This is a genomic window from Actinokineospora fastidiosa (assembly GCF_014648415.1).
Taxonomy (GTDB): Bacteria; Actinomycetota; Actinomycetes; order Mycobacteriales; family Pseudonocardiaceae; genus Actinokineospora; species Actinokineospora fastidiosa.
The window spans coordinates 1330461-1347416 of sequence record NZ_BMRB01000002.1 but is presented as its reverse complement, the minus strand read 5'-3'; the positions used below and the strand labels follow the sequence as shown (position 1 = coordinate 1347416).

Annotated in this window: 16 protein-coding genes; 4 read left to right on the top strand and 12 right to left on the bottom strand. The window is 74.7% G+C overall.

Features of this window, described 5'->3' with window-relative positions; translation table 11 throughout:
• The first annotated feature begins 194 nt into the window (after positions 1-194).
• A complete protein-coding gene (locus tag IEY98_RS16130) occupies positions 195-1472 on the top strand; it encodes a fibronectin type III domain-containing protein (protein ID WP_189211232.1) in 1278 nt (425 codons plus the stop codon).
• Positions 1473-1578: 106 nt separating this feature from the next.
• Positions 1579-2007: a DUF6292 family protein gene (locus IEY98_RS16125; protein WP_189211231.1), complete on the top strand. Its 429-nt coding sequence runs from the start codon at positions 1579-1581 to the stop codon at positions 2005-2007.
• Between the two features lie 41 nt (positions 2008-2048).
• Here IEY98_RS16125 and IEY98_RS16120 read toward each other — a convergent pair whose 3' ends face one another.
• On the bottom strand, positions 2049-3002 hold the full coding sequence (locus IEY98_RS16120) for a Gfo/Idh/MocA family protein (RefSeq protein WP_189211230.1): 954 nt from the start codon (positions 3000-3002) through the stop codon (positions 2049-2051).
• Between the two features lie 50 nt (positions 3003-3052).
• Between IEY98_RS16120 and IEY98_RS16115 the strand changes: the two genes are divergently transcribed.
• Positions 3053-3973: a LysR family transcriptional regulator gene (locus IEY98_RS16115; protein WP_189211229.1), complete on the top strand. Its 921-nt coding sequence runs from the start codon at positions 3053-3055 to the stop codon at positions 3971-3973.
• A 151-nt stretch (positions 3974-4124) separates the two neighbouring features.
• Entirely contained in the window at positions 4125-5651 is a 1527-nt protein-coding gene (locus tag IEY98_RS16110; RefSeq protein WP_189211228.1) for a PQQ-binding-like beta-propeller repeat protein, read from the top strand.
• On the opposite strand, the gene IEY98_RS16105 is transcribed toward IEY98_RS16110, so the two are convergent.
• From IEY98_RS16105 to IEY98_RS16055, 11 genes are read right to left on the bottom strand one after another with little or no spacing between them, the layout of a single operon-like run.
• The gene (locus tag IEY98_RS16105) at positions 5648-6208 is read right to left on the bottom strand and encodes a GNAT family N-acetyltransferase (RefSeq protein ID WP_229786954.1); all 561 of its coding nucleotides are present in this window, start codon (positions 6206-6208) and stop codon (positions 5648-5650) included. The genes IEY98_RS16110 and IEY98_RS16105 overlap by 4 nt on opposite strands.
• A complete protein-coding gene (locus IEY98_RS16100) occupies positions 6205-7656 on the bottom strand; it encodes an ABC transporter ATP-binding protein (RefSeq protein WP_189211227.1) in 1452 nt (483 codons plus the stop codon). Before IEY98_RS16100 ends, IEY98_RS16105 begins: the two co-directional genes overlap by 4 nt.
• The gene (locus IEY98_RS16095; RefSeq protein WP_229786953.1) at positions 7653-8429 is read right to left on the bottom strand and encodes an ABC transporter permease; all 777 of its coding nucleotides are present in this window, start codon (positions 8427-8429) and stop codon (positions 7653-7655) included. The genes IEY98_RS16100 and IEY98_RS16095 overlap by 4 nt, the downstream gene beginning before the upstream one ends.
• Positions 8426-9364 (bottom strand): ABC transporter permease, encoded by a 939-nt coding sequence (locus IEY98_RS33130; RefSeq protein ID WP_268244585.1) that lies wholly within the window; start codon positions 9362-9364, stop codon positions 8426-8428. The genes IEY98_RS16095 and IEY98_RS33130 overlap by 4 nt, the downstream gene beginning before the upstream one ends.
• Entirely contained in the window at positions 9361-10893 is a 1533-nt protein-coding gene (locus IEY98_RS16085; RefSeq protein ID WP_189211226.1) for an ABC transporter substrate-binding protein, read from the bottom strand. Before IEY98_RS16085 ends, IEY98_RS33130 begins: the two co-directional genes overlap by 4 nt.
• A 13-nt stretch (positions 10894-10906) precedes the next feature.
• Positions 10907-11686: a class I SAM-dependent methyltransferase gene (locus IEY98_RS16080; RefSeq protein ID WP_229786952.1), complete on the bottom strand. Its 780-nt coding sequence runs from the start codon at positions 11684-11686 to the stop codon at positions 10907-10909.
• Positions 11683-12876 (bottom strand): MFS transporter, encoded by a 1194-nt coding sequence (locus tag IEY98_RS16075; protein ID WP_189211225.1) that lies wholly within the window; start codon positions 12874-12876, stop codon positions 11683-11685. Before IEY98_RS16075 ends, IEY98_RS16080 begins: the two co-directional genes overlap by 4 nt.
• On the bottom strand, positions 12873-13856 hold the full coding sequence (locus tag IEY98_RS16070) for an enolase C-terminal domain-like protein (RefSeq protein WP_189211829.1): 984 nt from the start codon (positions 13854-13856) through the stop codon (positions 12873-12875). The genes IEY98_RS16075 and IEY98_RS16070 overlap by 4 nt, the downstream gene beginning before the upstream one ends.
• Positions 13857-13858: 2 nt before the next feature.
• Positions 13859-14905, bottom strand: a complete 1047-nt coding sequence (locus IEY98_RS16065) for a PLP-dependent cysteine synthase family protein (RefSeq protein ID WP_308425891.1) — start codon at positions 14903-14905, stop codon at positions 13859-13861.
• Positions 14902-15702, bottom strand: a complete 801-nt coding sequence (locus IEY98_RS16060) for a Rossmann-like domain-containing protein (protein ID WP_189211224.1) — start codon at positions 15700-15702, stop codon at positions 14902-14904. Before IEY98_RS16060 ends, IEY98_RS16065 begins: the two co-directional genes overlap by 4 nt.
• Positions 15699-16952 carry an ATP-grasp domain-containing protein gene (locus IEY98_RS16055; protein ID WP_189211223.1) on the bottom strand — a complete coding sequence of 418 codons (1254 nt, stop codon included), beginning with the start codon at positions 16950-16952 and terminating at the stop codon, positions 15699-15701. The genes IEY98_RS16060 and IEY98_RS16055 overlap by 4 nt, the downstream gene beginning before the upstream one ends.
• Positions 16953-16956: the final 4 nt, after the last annotated feature.

The window sequence follows — 16956 nt, the reverse complement described above, 5'->3', positions numbered from 1 at the left end:
ATGACCTCCGGATGCGGGGAACCTCTGCCCACCAACCGCAACACGCGTCGGACCGGTCGTCCATTCCACGAACCGGTGGTCACTGTCGGTAATCCGACGCTCGGACGTCCAGATGCACGGCAGCCGTGGCGGAGCACTGCGCGAGGGGACGTTCAGCGGTGTCCCGGCGGAGAGCGAGTGCTGATCATGCTGCTATGCGAAGGCTCCTTGTCGCGGCGCTGGTCGCGGTGTCCGGCTGGGCCGGTGTGCCCGTCGCCGCGGCGGACACGGGTGATCTGACCTACGGGTGCGCGATGCCCGACGTCGGGGCGGTGTCCCTCGGTGTGGTTGTCCGGGAACAGCTTCCGGTGCGGGCGTGGCCTCGGGTGCCGACCGCGCCGTTCCTGGTGTCCACCGAGGTGTCGGTTCCCGCCGAGGTGGCCGCCGCGCTGCGGGCGGACGGGGTCCGCGCGGTGCGGGGTCATCTGGAGCTGTCGGTGGCCTTCGCCGACGAGGCACGCGGCGTCGGCGGGGACATCCCGGAGACCGCCGTGCCGGACGAGGGCGGCTTCGCGTTCACCGCGCACGGCGTGTTCCCGAGGCACGTGTTCGACGTGGCGCTCGGGCTCACCGAGTTCTCCGCAGGCGAGGCGACCGTGACCTGGTCGGTGTCGGACGGGCGGCAGTGGTCCGAGCCCGTCGAGTTCGGGTGCGCGCCCGCGCCCGGCCAGGACAGGGTGATGGGCGCGGTGCGGGTGGACAACGTCATCGACGAGCGGCCGCCCCGACCGGTGATCACGCGGACCGCGACCGACCCGGGCACGGTCACCGTGGAGTGGACGGCGTCGAGCACGCTCCTGCCGATCCGCGACTACGCGGTGTACGTCGGGCACGACGTCGTGGCGACCGTCCTGCAACCGCGCGCGACCATCACCGGGCTCCGGCCGGACACCGAGTACCCCGTGACCGTCCGCTCGCGGGACACCATCGGGCAGGAGAGCGACGCGAGCGTCCCGGTGTTCGTGCGGACCGCGCCCGACCGGCTCGTCTACCGCGTCACGGGCGCGGCCGTGCTCGGCCCCTGGCGCGCGGACCTCCCGGTGGCGGGCGCGCTCAGCGCCACCCTCGACGGCGGCACCCTCACCGCGACCGGCGCGCTCGACGCGTCCAGCGCGACGGTGTGGGGCGGCATGCGGGTCGCCGTCGAGTTCGGCCCCGCCGAGATCACCGGCGCGCTCGCCGACGGCGTGCTCACGGGCAGGCTGACCACCACCCTGTCCGCGCCGACGATCAGCTGGTTCGGCACGCCGCACCCGACCCCGGACTGCCGCGCCGCCGCGCCGGTCGACATCCCGCTCTCCGGGCCGTTGACCGGGGTGAGCGGGGCGTTCACGATGCCGGAGTTCGTGGGCTGCGGATGGCTGACCGGCTACGTGAACACCGCCTTCGCCGGGACCGGCACGCTGCGGGTGGGCCTCGCGTCGAATCCGTGACCCGAACGTGACGCTGATCACTGTCAGCGTACCGTTTGGCCGCTCGCCGGGGCGGGGAATTCGATCGCGGCGCCGGAGTGGTCGGCGGTTCGGGAAGAGGCGGCGAGTGGTGAAGGTGGATTTCGACGACTTGGTGGTGCGGGGCCTGCACGGGTACGTCCGGGAGGTGACCGAGCGGCTGGGGTTGTCCGGGGAGTGCTCCTACGTGCAGGCCGAGCCGCTGGGCGTCTACCTCGCGCTGGACGGTCGGCTGCCGGGCTATCCCGACCGCGACGTGGCCCTGCTGTGGGACGACGAGCGCGGCTGGGCCGCCGCGGTCGAGACGCACAGCGGCGAGGACCTGCTCGTCCAGGCGTGGTTCGGCCACGACCTGCTGCCCGCGCCGCACAAGGTGGCGCGCTGGGTGCGCGGGCTGTTCGACGGCAGGCTCCAGCAGCCGAGGCTGGTGTCGCCCCGGCGTCCCCAGGAGGACCTGGCCGCCCGGCTGGCGCCGTACGCGGTGGACGCGCTGATGCCCCTGCCGCGGCTCGCCTGACCGGCCGCCGCCCTTCTCGGGCATGGCGGCTCGGCGGCAGGTCAGCCGGTCCGGTGGAACGACTCGACGACCTCCTGGACCCGCAGGGCGGTGGCGAAGTCGGCCAGGTCGGCGGGGTGCTCGCCGCGCATCGCGGCGGCGAACAGGGTGAGGCGGGTGTGCTCGGAGCCGCGGTCGCCGGTCAGCGGCACCGGGCGCCAGTCGCCGCCATCGGAGGTGTAGAGCTCGGACCAGTCGCGCAGCAGGTAAGAGCGCCGGGTGCCCCAGAGGACCCATTCGTACAGCTCGGGTCCGGCCTGTCCGGCGATGGCGGCGACGCGCACGGGTGTGTCGCCCGCGCGGAGCAGTCCGTGTGCGGCGGTCTCGCTGCCGTCGGCCGGATAGTCGGTGCTCACCTGGTCCACGCGGAGCGGGCCGAGCAGGCGGTCGGTGAGGTAGACGAAGTGGGACACCACCTCCCGGAGGAAGCCGCCCTGCGCCCGCCCCGCCAGCCAGTCGGCCCCGGACTGGAAGTCGCGGGGCCAACGCGGGAACGCCAGCCGGATGTCGACGCCGAGGACCGTTCCTGCCCCACCCCCATGGAGCAGGCGTTCGACCTCGAGGACGGCGTGACGGTCGGACAGGGCGAAGTTCACCGCGTTGGCCCGTCCGGCACGCGCGGCGGCGTCCCGCATGCGCCGCCCGTCGGCGAGGCCGATGGCCAGCGGCTTCTCGCTGAACACCGCCTTGCCCGCGTCGAGCGCGGCGACGGCCAGGGGAGCGTGCGACGACGGCGGGGTGGCGAGGTAGACGGCGTCCAGGTCGGGGGCGTCGACCACCGCCCAGGGGTCCGTGCCGAAGGCGACGCCCGGATGGGCGGGGGCGAGCCGGGCGACCGCGCCGTCGTCGAGGTCGGCCGCCAGCGGCACGGTGAAGTCCGGGTGCGCGGCGGCGACGGCGAGCATCTCCGCGCCCATCGCGCCCAGCCCGACGATGCCCAGTCTCAGGTCGCCCATGGCCCCAAGCTTGCGGCCGGTGACGCGTTAGGTCCAGCTACGATGTGTGAATGACACCGTTAAGCGTCGACTTCATGGACGACCTGCGGCGGCTGCGGGTGCTGCGGGAGTTCCGGGAGCGGGGGAGCGTCACCGCGACCGCGGCGGCCCTGCACCTGACGGCCTCGGCGGTGTCCCAACAGCTCGCCGGGCTCTCCCGGCACCTCGGGTTCCCGGTGACCCGGCCCGAGGGCAGGCGGGTGGTGCTGACGCCCCGCGCCCGGCGGCTGCTCGACCACGCGGACGCCGTCTTCGCCCGGATCGAGCGCGCCCGCCACGACCTGGACTCCTGGGACGACGTCACCCACGGCGCGGTCACCGTCGGCGCGTTCCCCACCGCGATCACCGGGCTGCTCCCGCGGTTCCTGGACCGCGTCCGCGCCGCGGCCCCGGCGCTGCGGATCCGGCTGTGCGAGGCCGAGCCGCCCGCCCTCTTCGACCAGCTCGACGCGGGACGGATCACCGTCGGGCTCGCGGTGAGCTTCGCCGGGTCCCCCGCGACCGCGGACCCGCGCTACCACCGCGTCGACCTCGGCCCGGACGAACTGGACGCCGCCCTGCCCGCTGATCACCCCCTGGCGGGTGAGGAGCGGATCGCGCTCACCGCGCTGGCGACCGAGCCCTGGGTGTCCGGCGACGGCCAGGGGTGCTGCGGGGCGATCACCGCCACCGCGTGCGCCGCCGCCGGGTTCGTGCCCGACATCGTCCACCAGACCAACGACTGGCAGGCCGTGGCCCAGCTCGTCGCGCACGGCCACGGCGTGGCGCTGATCCCGCGCCTGGCGCAGCGCTCCCTGCCCGACGGCCTGGTCGTCCGGCCCATCGCCGATCCGGCGCCGCGCCGCCACCTCTTCGCCGCTGTGCCCGAGGGCGCCCAGGACTCGCCGGTCATCGACCTGGTCCTGACCGAGCTGCGCGCCAGCCGGGAGTGATCGTGTAACGCGCGTCACCGCGCGCTGTCGGGTGTTCGCCCGACATCACGGGCGTCGCCCCGCACTTACTGTCGATCAGCGACAACACGTTCGCCTTGGTGCGGGGGAGCTTTGCCGCGCAGGGGTCGGCAAAGTCCAGGATGGCAGTCCCATGACCTACCATGATCCGCGAGGCCGTCGGCCACCGCAGCAGTACCCTGCGGGCCCGTACGGCGCCTACCCGCCGCCCGGTCCTCAGTGGACTCCACCGCCGCCCAAGAGGCAGACGGGGATCATCGTCGTCAGCGTCGTCGCCGCGGTGGTCGTCATCGCCGCGGCGGCGGGTGTGTGGCTGTGGACGCGCGGCGACGGCGGGGGCGGCACGGCCGGGGGCGACGAGCACGCGGCCGCGGTCGAGGCCGTCGGCGCCGCCGAGGTGGTCTGGCAGGTCGATCAGGGACTGGCGCCGGAGGCCGTCGGGGCCGACGACCACTGGGTGACCGACAAGCACCTGGTGCGCAGGCTGCCCGGCCGGGTGGTGGCCTACGAGCTGAAGACCGGCGAGACGGCGTGGGAGCTTCCCGTCGGCGAGGTCGACGACGACCGGTGCCCGTCGTCGGTCGGGCATTCCGGCCTGCGGGTCGCGCTGCTGGTCGCCACCGGTGACAAGTCGCCGCAGACGTGCGAGAAGCTGACGGTGGTCGACATCGGCGCGGGCAGGGAGGTCTTCACCGTCGACCTCCCGCCGATCGAGCGCGTGCCGGTGCGGATCGACGTGCCGGTGGTGTTCGGGGAGCACGTCGTGATCCCGAGCCGGGCGGGCACGCGCGTCCTCGCCATCGACGACGGCGCGGTCCGGTCGACGCCGAAGCCGGACGCGGCCTGCAAGTCGACCAAGGCCGCGCTGTTCGGCGATCTGCTGCTCGCCCAGGCCGAGTGCGACAACGGCGAGGAGAGCGACATCCGGCTCCGCTCGTTCGGCGCCGACCTGAAGATGGTCTGGGAGTGGGTCACGCCCCAGGGCGATGACGGGGAGCCGCTGCCGGTGCTGGGCGTGCTGTCGCTCGACCCGCTCGTGGTCGAGCTGGGGCACTCGGGCAGCGACACCCGGCTGATGCGGGTGGACCCGGACTCGGGCAGGACGGTGCGGATCGCCGAGTACACCGGGGGGACACGGGGCGACTACATGTCGGCCTGCGACGGATGGGCGATGGGCGTCTGCGAGATGGCGAAGGTGGTCGGCGACAAGGTGATCCTCACGACCGTCATGGTCCGGGTGAACCCCGGCGACCCGCGGGCAGCTCCCGGGATGGAGGCCACGGACCGCCGCAACGAGCTCGTGGCGTTCGACCTGGGCACCGGGGAGCGGGCGTGGCGCACGGGGATCGAGCCGGGCCGCACGCTGAGCCTGGTGGCCACCGCCGACGGCAGCGTGGCCGCCTACCGGCCCGAGGATCCCAACGGCGGCATGGGGATCCTCTACTCGGTCGATCCCGACACCGGCGCGCTCGCGCCGCTGATGCCGATCGGACCGAAGGCCCACGAGGACGACCGCCTGAACACCCACGTCCGGTCGTTCGCCTTCCGCGGGGACAACCAGCTGGCCTTCCTGCGCGACGGCCTCTTCGTCGTCTTCACGGGAGTCCACCGCGCCTCGTCCGTCGGCGATGCGGACACGGTGGCCTTCGCGCTGCCCTAGACCACGCGCGGCGCGGCGCCGCGGCGCAGCGGGATCTCGAAGTGGACGGTCTCCGGGGTGCGGTGGTCGCCGTCGCGGGCGTCGTGGATCTCGGTGGCCACCGCGCGCCAGAAGGGCTCCGCGCCGGGGACGCGGGTGTCGGTGTGCAGGTAGAGCGCGGCGTAGGCCGGGTCGGCCGCGACGAACTCCACGGCCATGGCGACCAGCGCGCGGGCCAGGCCTGCCCGGCGGTGGTCGGGGCGGACGTACACCCGGAAGAGCTGGGCGGTGCCGGGGCCCGCGTACTTCTCGGCGATCCACCGGGGGTGCGGCGGGCTCGCCGGTCCGGTCGCGCGGACCGCGGTGGTCGCCACGACCTCGTCGCCCTTGCACGCCACGAACAGGGCGTGCCGGGGCTCGCGCAGGTAGCTGCCCTCGATGTCGATGACGTCGGCGTGCCATTCGGGGCGGTAGCCGACGCCGAAGTCGTGGTAGAAGGTGTCCAGCATGACGCTGCGCGCGCCATCCATATCGGACTCGCGGGCGCGGCGGACGCTGTAGGGGCCGTGCTCTGTCACTTGCTTGCCTCCTCGATGGTGGTGTGGCCCAGCAGGCCGGTGGTGACGGGATGGGTGGGGGCGGCCAGCACCGCGTGCGCCGGGCCGTGCTCCACGAGCCGCCCCGCGTGCAGGACGGCGACCCGGTCGGCCAGCCGCGCCACGACGCCCATGTCGTGGCTGATCAGGACGACGGCGCAGGTCAGCCCGGCGAGCAGGTCGAGAAGCCCGGCCTGGGTGAGCGTGTCCAGGCCGGAGGTGATCTCGTCGCAGACGAGCACGTCGGGCTGGGCGAGCAGCGCGCGGACCAGCGCGCACCGCTGCAGTTCGCCGCCGGAGAGGCCCGACGGCGCGCGCTCGGCCTTCGCCGCGTCGACGCCGACCTCGGCGAGGCGCTCCAGCGCCGACTCGCGGGCCGCGGCCGCGGTCATGCCGCGCAGCCGGACCCCGGTGCGCGCCACCTGCTCGACCACCGTGCGGTGCGGGTCGAAGGAGGCGCGCGCGTCCTGGAAGACGTACTGGACGCGGGCCACCGCGACGCGGTCGCGTTTCCGCAGCGAGCGCGGCAGGGGCTGGCCGTCGAGCAGGACATCGCCGTCGTAGGTCTCGTGCAGGCCCGCCAGGCAGCGGCCCAGGGTGGTCTTGCCGCTGCCGGAGCGGCCGACCACGGCCAGGCACTCGCCCGCGCCGACCGCGAGGTCCACCCCGTGCAGGACGTGGGCGGCGCGGTGCCGGGCGGTGAGTCCCGCGACGCGCAGCAGCGGCGGCGCGGAGTCGGCGGCGTCGGGCGTGGTGAGCCGGGGCTGGGCGTCGATCAGCGCCCTGGTGTACGGGTCCCTCGGCACGGTGAGCACGTCGTCGGCAGGCCCGGCCTCCACGACCCGGCCCGCGCGCAGCACCAGGACGTCGTCGGCGAGGGCGCGCACCACGTCCAGGTCGTGGGTCAGCAGGATCAGCGCGACGCCCTGGTTGACCACCTCGGCCAGCTCGGCGACGACCTCGGCGCGGGTGATCGCGTCCTGGCCGGTGGTGGGCTCGTCGGCGACGATCACCGCCGGATCGCCGACGAGCACCTGGGCGAGCACGACGCGCTGCTGCTGGCCGCCGGAGAGCTGGTGGGGGTAGCGGTCCAGCAGGTCGGGGTCGACCCGGGCGCGGCGCAGCGCGGCTGCGACGGCCTCCGGCGGCCCGAGCTCGCGGAACACCTTCCGCAGGCGCCGCACCGGGTTGAGCGCGGCGGCGGGGTGCTGGGGCACGAAGCCGACGCGGCCGGTCACGGTCACCGTGCCGGTGACCGTGACGCCCGGGGCGGCTTCGCCGAGCACGGCCATGCCGGTGGTGGTCTTGCCGCTGCCCGACTCGCCGACGACGGCCAGGACCCGCCCGGCCTCGACGGCGAGGTCCACCCCGTCGACGAGCGGGCGGCCCCGCGCCTCGGCACGCAGACCCTCGACGCGGACGACGGTCATCGCGGCTCCTTCCGCAGGGCGCGGTCGAACAGCAGGTTGAGCCCGACGGACAGGGCGATGATGAGCACGGCCGGGACGACCACGGCCCACGGCTGCAGGAACAGCCCGGTGCGGTTGCGGTCGACCATCACCGCCCAGTCGGCGGCGTCGGGCGGCACGCCGACGCCGAGGAAGCTGGCCGAGGCGACCAGGTACAGCGACGAGGTGAGCCGCACGCCCGCGTCCGCGGCCAGCGGCCGGGCCATCGAGCGTCCCATGTAGACCACCGAGGTGCGCCACCACGACTCGCCCTGCATGCGCATGGCCTCCAGCGCGGGCCGTCCGCCGATCTCCAGCGCCGCTGCCCTGGCGATGCGCGCCACGTCCGGGAAGGCGATGAGCGCCACGATGCCGACGAGCACGGCGACGCCCGGCCCGGCGACCGTGGCGAGCACGATCAGCAGCAGCAGCGAGGGGACCGCCAGGAGCAGGTCGAGGGGGCGCATCAGGACCTCGTCGACGATCCTGAGCCGCGCGGTCGCCGCCGTCACGCCCCAGGGCACCCCGACGGCGTAGGCGAGCGCGGTCGCGGCCAGCGCGACGAGCACGACGCTGCGGCCGCCGTCGAGCACCTGGTACCACGTGTCGCGGCCCACGAAGTCGGTGCCCAGCAGGCCGTCGGGCAGGAACGGGGCGGTGCGGGCCTGCTCTGCGGGCACCAACCACGGCCCGACCAGGGCCAGCAGCAGCGGCACGGCCACCATGAGCACGGCAGCGGGCCGGACGCGCCTCATGCCGCCGCCCTCGGGGCCAGCCGGAAGGCGACGAGGTCGGCCAGCAGGTTCACCGCGATGGTCGTCACCGCGAACACCACCGCGAGCCCCTGCACAACCGGAAGGTCGCGGGCCGCGACCGCGTCCACCAGCACCGTCCCCAGGCCGGGGATCACGAACACGGCCTCCACCACGATCACCCCGCCGAGCAGCCAGTCGGTCGTGCGCGCCACCTGCTGCACCGCGGGCGCCAGCGCGTTCGGCAGGGCGTGGGCGAAGCGCACCCGTCCGGGCGGGACGCCCAGCCGCCGGGCGTGGCGGACGTAGTCCGAGGCCAGCGCGTCGAGCATGCCCGCGCGCACGAGCCTGCTGATCGAGCACAGCGGCCGGGCCAGCAGCACGACCAGCGGCAGCACGAGCACCGCGGGCTCGGCGAGCACGTCCACGCCCACCGCGGTCGGCGGCAGCCAGCCCAGGCCCACGCCGAACACCGCGACCAGCACGATCGCCAGCGCGAACTCCGGGATCGAGTGCAGCCCGACCGTCACCGACGTCAGCGCCCGGTCCAGCGGGCCGCCCTCGCGCAGCGCGCCCGCCACGCCCGCGGCGACGGCCAGCGGCACCAGCAGGACCAGGGTGAGCACCGCCAGCACCACCGTCGGGCCCAGCGCGGCCACCAGCGTGTCGGCCACCGGCCGCCCGGACACCACGGACGCGCCGAAGTCCAGGCGCGCCAGGCCCCACAGCCACTCGCCGAACCGCTCCAGCACGGGCCGGTCCAGGCCGAGGGCGCGCCGGATCACCTCGACCCGGTCGGGATCGGGGTCGTCCCCGGCGAGGGCGACCGCGGCGTCGCCCGGCAGGGCGTGCACCATGAGGAACACCGCGGTCACCACCGCCAGGACCTGCACCGCCCCGAACAGCAGGCGGCGCAGGGCGTAGCGGGACAGGCTCACCCCAGCCACACCTTGTCGAAGCGCGCCCAGTCGAGGGTGTTCGCGGGCGCGGTCGACACACCGCCGACGGTCGTGGCCGTGCCGACGATCCAGTCCGCGAAGCCCCACATCAGGTAGCCGCCCTCGGCGTGCAGCATCCGCTGCATGTCGCCGTAGACCGCGGCGCGCGCGGTCGCGTCCGCCGTGGACACCGCCTTCTCGTACAGCGCGTCGAACCCCGGCCGCGCCCACTTGGTGACGTTCGTGCCCGACGTGGACAGCAGCCGCTGCGCGATGTGCGTCTCGATGGGCATCGCCCCGGAGCGGAAGCTGGACATGACGCCGTCCTTGAGGATGTCCGCCCAGTAGGTGTCCTTGTTGCCGGTGACGACCTCGATGGTGAGGCCGGACCCCTTGGCCTGGTCGGCGAAGATCGTCGCGGCCTCGACCATCCCGGCCGCCGCTGTCGAGGTGTTCAGCCGGATGGTCATGCCCTCCGCGCCCGCCTTGCGGATGAGGTGCTTGGCCTTGTCCAGGTCGCGGACGCGCTGCGGGATGTCGTCGGCGTAGTACTGGTAGCCCTTGCCGTACAGGTCGTTGCCCACCTGGCCCGCGCCAGCGAGCGTCGACTCGACCAGCTGCGGCCGGTCGGCCAGCAGGAACATCGCCTCGCGCAGGTCGCGGTTGTCGAACGGCGCGCGGTCCAGCTTCATCGCGAACGCCTGCACGGCGCTGTTGGGCGAGCGCACGACCGTCATCCGGTCGCCGGAGGCGTGCGCGCGGGCGGTGGTGGGCGTCAGGTCGTGCGCGTAGTCGACCTGCCCGCCGAGCAGCGCGTTGACCCGGGCGGACTCCTCGTTGGCGATGACGAACTGCAGCTCGTCCAGGTGCGCCGCGCCCTCCCAGTAGTCCGGGTTGCGCTTGAGCAGCACCGACTTGCCCGGCTCGAAGGACACGAACGCGAACGGGCCGGAGCCGACCGGCCTGCTGAAGTCCTCCGCGCCCTCGGGCACGATGTAGGCGCCGAAGGCGGCCAGCACGTTGGGGAACTCGACGAACGGCCGGGTGAGCGCGAACTCGACAGTGCGGTCGTCGACGGCCCGGCTGTTCGCCAGGTCGATGACCGACAGGCTCGACTTGGCCCGGAACCCGCGTGCCGGGTCGAGGATGCGCGCGTAGCTGGAGAGCACGTCGGCGGCGCGCACCGGCCTGCCGTCGTGGAAGACGGCCTGGCGCAGGGTGATCCGCCAGCGGGTGAGGTCGGCGTTGGGCTCCCACCGCTCGGCGAGCCGGGGCTGGGCGGCGACGTCGGGGCCGAGGTCGGCGAGCTTGTCGAACAGCGCCTTGGACCGCGCCGCCTCGACGAACAGGTTCGCCAGGTGCGGGTCGAGCACCTCCTTGGCGCCGCCACCGGCGAAGGCCGCGCGCAGCCTGCCACCCGCTTTCGGCGTGGTCGCCGCGCCGGTCGGGCCGCTGCCGCAGCCTGCGACGGCGGCGGCGGACAGCCCCGCGGAGAGGCCGAGGAAACCGCGGCGGGTGATGGCGTTCATGGGTCGTTCCCTTTCAGTGGAGCGGGCGCGAGCGCGCCACGAGGTGCAGTCGGTCGCCGGACAGCGAGTCCCCGAACTCGCAGCCCGGCGACCACGGCGGGTCGGTCCGGGGGCCGGGCCGGTCGAACAGCGCCAGCACGTCGAACCCGGCGATGTCCAGGTGCAGCCGCAGTTCCTGGGGGAACAGCAGCCGCCAGGCCGAGCTCTGGACCAGCGGGTCGGCGCGGCCCGGCCACGTCCAGGCGCGGCGGCGGCGCAGCAGCTGGGCGGCGTGGTCGATCCACAGCCGGGTGGTCGAGGTGTAGGCGACCCCGTCCCAGGTGACCGAGCGGGTGGTCTCGGCGTCGAGCAGTTCGGTGTTGCCGAGGAAGAACGCGCCGTTGCGCATCTCGGCGACGAGCAGCCCGCCGGGTCGCAGGTGGGCGTGGCAGCGGCCGAGGAAGGCGCCCAGGTCGGCGTTGGTGTGGCAGTAGAGGAACGCGCTGTCCAGGCAGGTGATCACGTCGAACCGGCGCGGCAGCACGAAGGTGCGCATGTCGGTGACGGTGAACCCGACGTGCGGGTGCCGCGCGCGGGCGTGCTCGACCATGGTGGCCGCGGCGTCGATGCCGTGCGCGCGGTAGCCCGCCGCGCCGAGCCAGCCCGCGTCGCGCCCGGTGCCGCTGCCGATGTCGAGCAGGTCCCGGCCGCCGCCGAAGCGGGTGACGACGTCGTCGACGAACCGGGCGGCGAGGTGGTCGGGGTCGGGGAACTGGTGCTCGTACAGCTCGGGGTTGTCGGTCAGCAGGTTCACCGCGCGGCCTCCATCGTCAGCGCGCCCCGGCGGTGCAGCGCCAGCACCGCGCCCGCGCTCGCCAGCCCGACCGCGGCCGAGACGGCGGCGCCCCACGCGCCGCCCGCCTCCGTGGCCCAGCCGATGACCCCGTTCGCCGCGGCCGCCACGACGCCGGAGGCGAGGTAGAACATGCCGAAATAGGTGCCCGCGAGGCCTTCCCGGCCGAACGAGGGGATCAGGTCGTAGACGAACGGGTGCGCGATCATCACCCCGACCGCAAGGCCGAGCGTGGCCACCAGGACCGCGGGCACCCCGAGCGCTGGCCACAGGTGCGACAGCGCGGGCGCGAGGAACCCCGCCCCCATGACCGCCATGCCCACGGCGATGGACCGCCCGCGCGGGCGGTCCCGCAGCGCCCGGGTGATCCGCACCTGGAAGACCAGGCTGACCACCGTGGACACGATGAACAGCGCGGCGACCGAGCCCGCGAACCCGGTCACCCGCATCGCCTCCATGGGCAGCACGAGATAGAGCTGGTTCTGCAGCGTGTAGAGCCCGGTCAGGGCGATGGTGAAGGCGAGGAAGCGCCGGTTGGCCAGGCACTCGCGCCAGTCGCCGAGCACGGTGCCCGTCGGCTCGGCCGCCTCGCGCGCGGGCAGCGCGAACGCCTGGGCGACGGTGAGCACGGCGAAGACCACCGCGGCGCTCACGGCCGCGATCCGGAAGTCCCACAGCAGCAGGACGCCGCCCAGCAGCGGCCCGACCAGCGCCCCGGCCTGGGCGAACACGTTGAACAGCGCGAACGCCTCGGCCCGGCGCTCCTCCGTGGCCGCGACGGCGACGTACGCGCGCACCGCGGGATTGAACAGCGCGCCCGCGACCCCGGACAGCACCGCGGCCGCGAGCAGGACGGGCACCGACTCGCCCAGCGCGAACAGCCCGAACCCGACGGTCCGCAGCGCGCACCCGGCGATGATCACCCGCCGGGGGCCGAGCCGGTCGGACGCGGTGCCGCCGATGAGGAACAGCCCCTGCTGGCTCAGCGTGCGCACCCCGAGCACGATCCCGACCACGGCCGCCGAGAGCCCGAGCGTGCCCGCCAGGTGCGTGGCCAGGTAGGGGACGAGCAGGTAGAAGCCGGTGTTGACGCCGAACTGGTTGACCAGCAGCAGCCGCACCGACAGCGGGAAGGACCGGAACGCGCTCACCGCCGGGTCACGCCCAGCCCGGGCGCGCCGGACACGCGCAGCGTGCCGTCCTCGCCGCCGATGCCCGCCCACGGGTCGCGGGTCAGCAGGAGGTGCCCGTCGAGGTCGACCCAGCGCGCGTGCGCGGTCAGGTGCACGGCGGGGGCGATGCCGAGCGAGCTGGCGACCAGGCAGCCCAGCATCACGTCGAGGCCCGCGTCGCCAGCCGCCTGGATGATGTCGCGGGCGGCCGAGACACCGCCGCACTTGGCGAGCTTGACGTTCACCCCGGACACCGCGCCCGCCAGCGCCCGCACGTCCGCGGCCGTGGCGGCGTCCTCGTCGGCGATCACCGGCACCGGGGTCCGCGCGGACACCCAGGCCAGGCGCTCGACGCGGCCGGGCGCGACCGGCTGCTCGACGGCGTCGACCCAGGGCATCCGCTCCAGCGCGCGCACGGTGTCCTCGGGCGTCCACGCCCCGTTGGGGTCGATGACCAGCCGGGCGTCCGGCGCCGCCGCCCGCACCGCGGCCACGACCGCGAGGTCGTCGGGGGAGCCGAGCTTCACCTTCAGCACTCGGAAGCCGCGCGCGGCCAGGGCGCCCGCCTGCCGGGCGGCGTCGGCCGGGGCGGTGATCCCGATGGTGTACGCCGTGGGGACGTCCGCCCAGTCCGGCGCCCCCACCAGCGCGTGGAGGGGCAGCCCGCGCCGCTGGGCGCGCAGGTCGTGGAGCGCGGAGTCCAGCGCGGCGGCCACCCCGGGCGGCAGGCCGAGCCCGGCCAGGTCAGCGGGGTCGCCGGTCAGCCGGGGCTCCGCCGACCCCAGCGCGGCCAGGATCGCGGGCACGTCGAGTCCGTAGTAGACGGACGTCACCACCTCGCCGCGCCCGACGAGCCCGTCGTGCTCCAGCTCGACCAGCACCGCGTCCCGCCGCGCCATGGTCGAGCGGGAGATGCGCAGGGGCGTGGTCAGCTCCAGGCCGTAGACCGCCGTGCTCATCCTCACGCGGACACCGCCAGCGGCCGGGGCGCGGCGACCGTGCGGCAGCGCGCCCAGCTGGTGACCTCGACCGCCGCCGGGTCGCCGATCTCCACCGGCCGGTCGGCCGACGCCCCGAACAGGCCGCGCGACCGGCAGAAGTCGTCGTCGAAGATGGTGCCGAGGTAGCGGTGCGGGCCGTCGGGGAAGACCGCGACCACCGAGGCGCCCGCCTCCACCCGCGCCACCCACGCCGCCACCAGCGCGACCGCGCCCGTGCTCCAGCCGCCGGTGACGAAGCCGCCGCGGGCCAGCCTGCGGCAGGCGTCCACCACCTCGACCGAGCCCACCCAGTGGACCTCGTCGAACGCGTCGTAGGCGACGTTGCCCGGGTAGATCGAGCTGCCCAGGCCGCGCATGACCCGGGGGCGGGCCGGTTGGCCGAAGATCGTCGAGCCGACGGTGTCCACGCCGATCAGGCGGACCCGGGGCCAGTGCTCGCGCAGGGCGGCGATCACCCCGGCGCTGTGGCCGCCCGTGCCGACGCTGCACACCAGCACGTCGGCCGGGTCCACCTGCTCGACCAGTTCCCGGGCCAGTCCGGCGTACCCGGCCGGGTTGTCGGGGTTGTTGTACTGGTCCGGCCAGTACGCGCCCGGCAGCCGCTCGCGCACCGCGTGCAGGCGGTCCAGCCGGGCCTGCTGCCAGCCGCCGGTCGGGTGCGGCCGGTCCACGACCTCCAACCGCGCGCCGTGCGCGCGCAGCAGGGCGCGCATCGACGGCTCCAGGTCGTCGTCCACGACGAGCACCACCGGGTGGCCCAGGGCCTGCCCGGCGAAGGCCAGCCCGATGCCGAGCGTCCCGCTGGTCGACTCGACGACCGGCGCCCCCGGCCGCAGCTCCCCGCGCGCCCGCGCGCCGAGCAGCATCGCCACCGCGGGCCGGGCCTTCATCCCGCCCGCGCTCAGGCACTCCAGCTTCGCCCAGAACCCGCCGTGCGGGTGCGGCAGCGGGGTGCGGACCCGGGCGAGCGGGGTCCTGCCGACCAGGTCGAGCAACGCGGGGTTCACCACGACGGCCGCTCCCGGTAGATGTGGATGGTCGACGGCCCGCCGTCGAGCCAGAAGAACGGGTAGGGCTCGGCCGACACCGCGGTGACGCCCGCGCCGACGAACCACGGCAGCACCGCGCTGCCCGTCTGCGCGAACACCACCACCGGGCGGCCCGCCGCCGCGCGCAGCAGCGGCTCGAACGTGCCGTTGCCGAGCGTCATGCCGGAGGCCAGCACGGCGTCGCAGTCGCCGGGGTCGGCGTCGGCGACGATCGGTTCGCCCCACTCGGTGCGCCCGCCCTTGAGGTCGCAGGCGGTGTAGTCCAGCCCGCGGGACCGCAGGTGGTGCAGCAGGGAGTTCACCACGCCCACCACGAGCACGCGGCCTCCCGGCGGCAGGTCGAGCAGGTCGACGACGGCGGCGGCCCTGGCCATCGACTTCTCCAGCGAGCCGCCCGCCGGGACCACGACCGGGTGCGCGCCGGAGGTCTCGTGCGGGTGCGCGCTCATGAGGTAGGCGTCGAGCGCGGCGATCCGCAGGGCGGCGTGCGGGTGGTCGAGCAGGTCCGCGATACTCGCCCCGACGGTGTCGTGGACGTCGTCGTCGCTGATCTCGCCCGGCTCCACCGCGCACGAGCCCACCGCGCGGTCGACGCGCAGGCTCACCACGCTGTTGCGGTAGGACTGGCCGCGCGAGGCGTGCCGGACCCCTTGGTGGGTCGTGAAAGCGACGCTGACCCGCACCTGGCCGGGATCAGGGCCGAGCTTCCCGGCGCGGACCTCGTCCGCCAGGTCCGCCAGGTCCGCCGGTGTCACGCGACGTCCTCCCGGTAGCGCACGTCCAGCCCGGCGACGACCTTCTCGGCCAGCGCCCGGGCCCCGAGGCCGTCGTGGTCGACGGCCATCACGTGGCCCAGGTAGCTGTTGTTGCTCGTCGGGTCGCCCGCGCGGTGACCGGCCGGTTTGAGCGCCACGTCCACGACGCCGGGAAGGTCGGTGTCGCCGGTGATCCCGGCGATCAGCCCGGCCCGGGGCGGCAGCACCAGCGCGATCGCCGCGCTGCGGACCCCGGTCTCCGCCCGCTCCAGCCGGGGGCGCTCCCCGACGGCGAGCTGGGCGTACACGGCGGGCAGATCGATGCCGGTCACCCGGCGCACCAGCTCGGTGATCTGGTTGCCCGCCGGACGCGGGTTGACCTCGACCAGCCTCGGCCCGGTCGAGGTCAGCTTGACCTCGGTGTGGGCGACCGCGCTGTCCAGGCCGAGCGCGGCGATCGCCGACACCGCCACCTCCGCGGCCGCCTCGGCCTGCTCGGCGGGGAGGTCGGCGGGGAACATGTGGCCGCTCTCGACGAACCAGGGCGCGCCCGCCACGCTCTTGTCGGTGACGCCGACGACCCGGGTGGTCCCGTCGACGGTCACGGTCTCCACGCTCACCTCGCGGCCGTCGAGCAGCTCCTCCAGCAGCACGGTCGGCAGGCGCGGCTGGTTCCGGGCGTTGATCGGGAAGGTCTCGACCGCGGTGAACGCCTCCCGCAGCTGCGCCTCGTCGTCCACCCGGCGCACGAACATGCCCGCGCACAGGTCCACCGGCTTGAGCACCAGCGGGTAGCCGATGCCCCTGGCGGCCTGCGCGACGCCCGCCCACCCGCTCGCGAGGGCGAACCGCGGTCCGGGCACGCCCGCCGCGGCCAGGGCCGTGCGGGTGAGGTCCTTGCGGTAGGCGCGCTCGACCGCGTCCGGGCTCGACCCCGGCAGTCCCAGGTGGGCGGCGATCCTGGCGACGGTGGCCAGGTAGTAGTCGCACGAGGAGATCACGCCGTCGAAGCGCAGCACGTCGTGCACGCGTTCCACATAGGACAGCAACGCGGGGACGTCGTTGGTCTCCGCGGTGAGCACGTTCTCCGCGGCCAGCAGCGGATGCGGCCCGTCGCCGGATCCGGCGCGCAGGTAGTGGCGCAGGTCGCGGGTCAGGAACGTGAAGCGGTGCCCGGATTCGAGGATCGCCCGGGGGAGCAGCGTGCTCATCGCCCCCACCCAGCTCTCGACCATCAGCAGATGCGCCACGTCC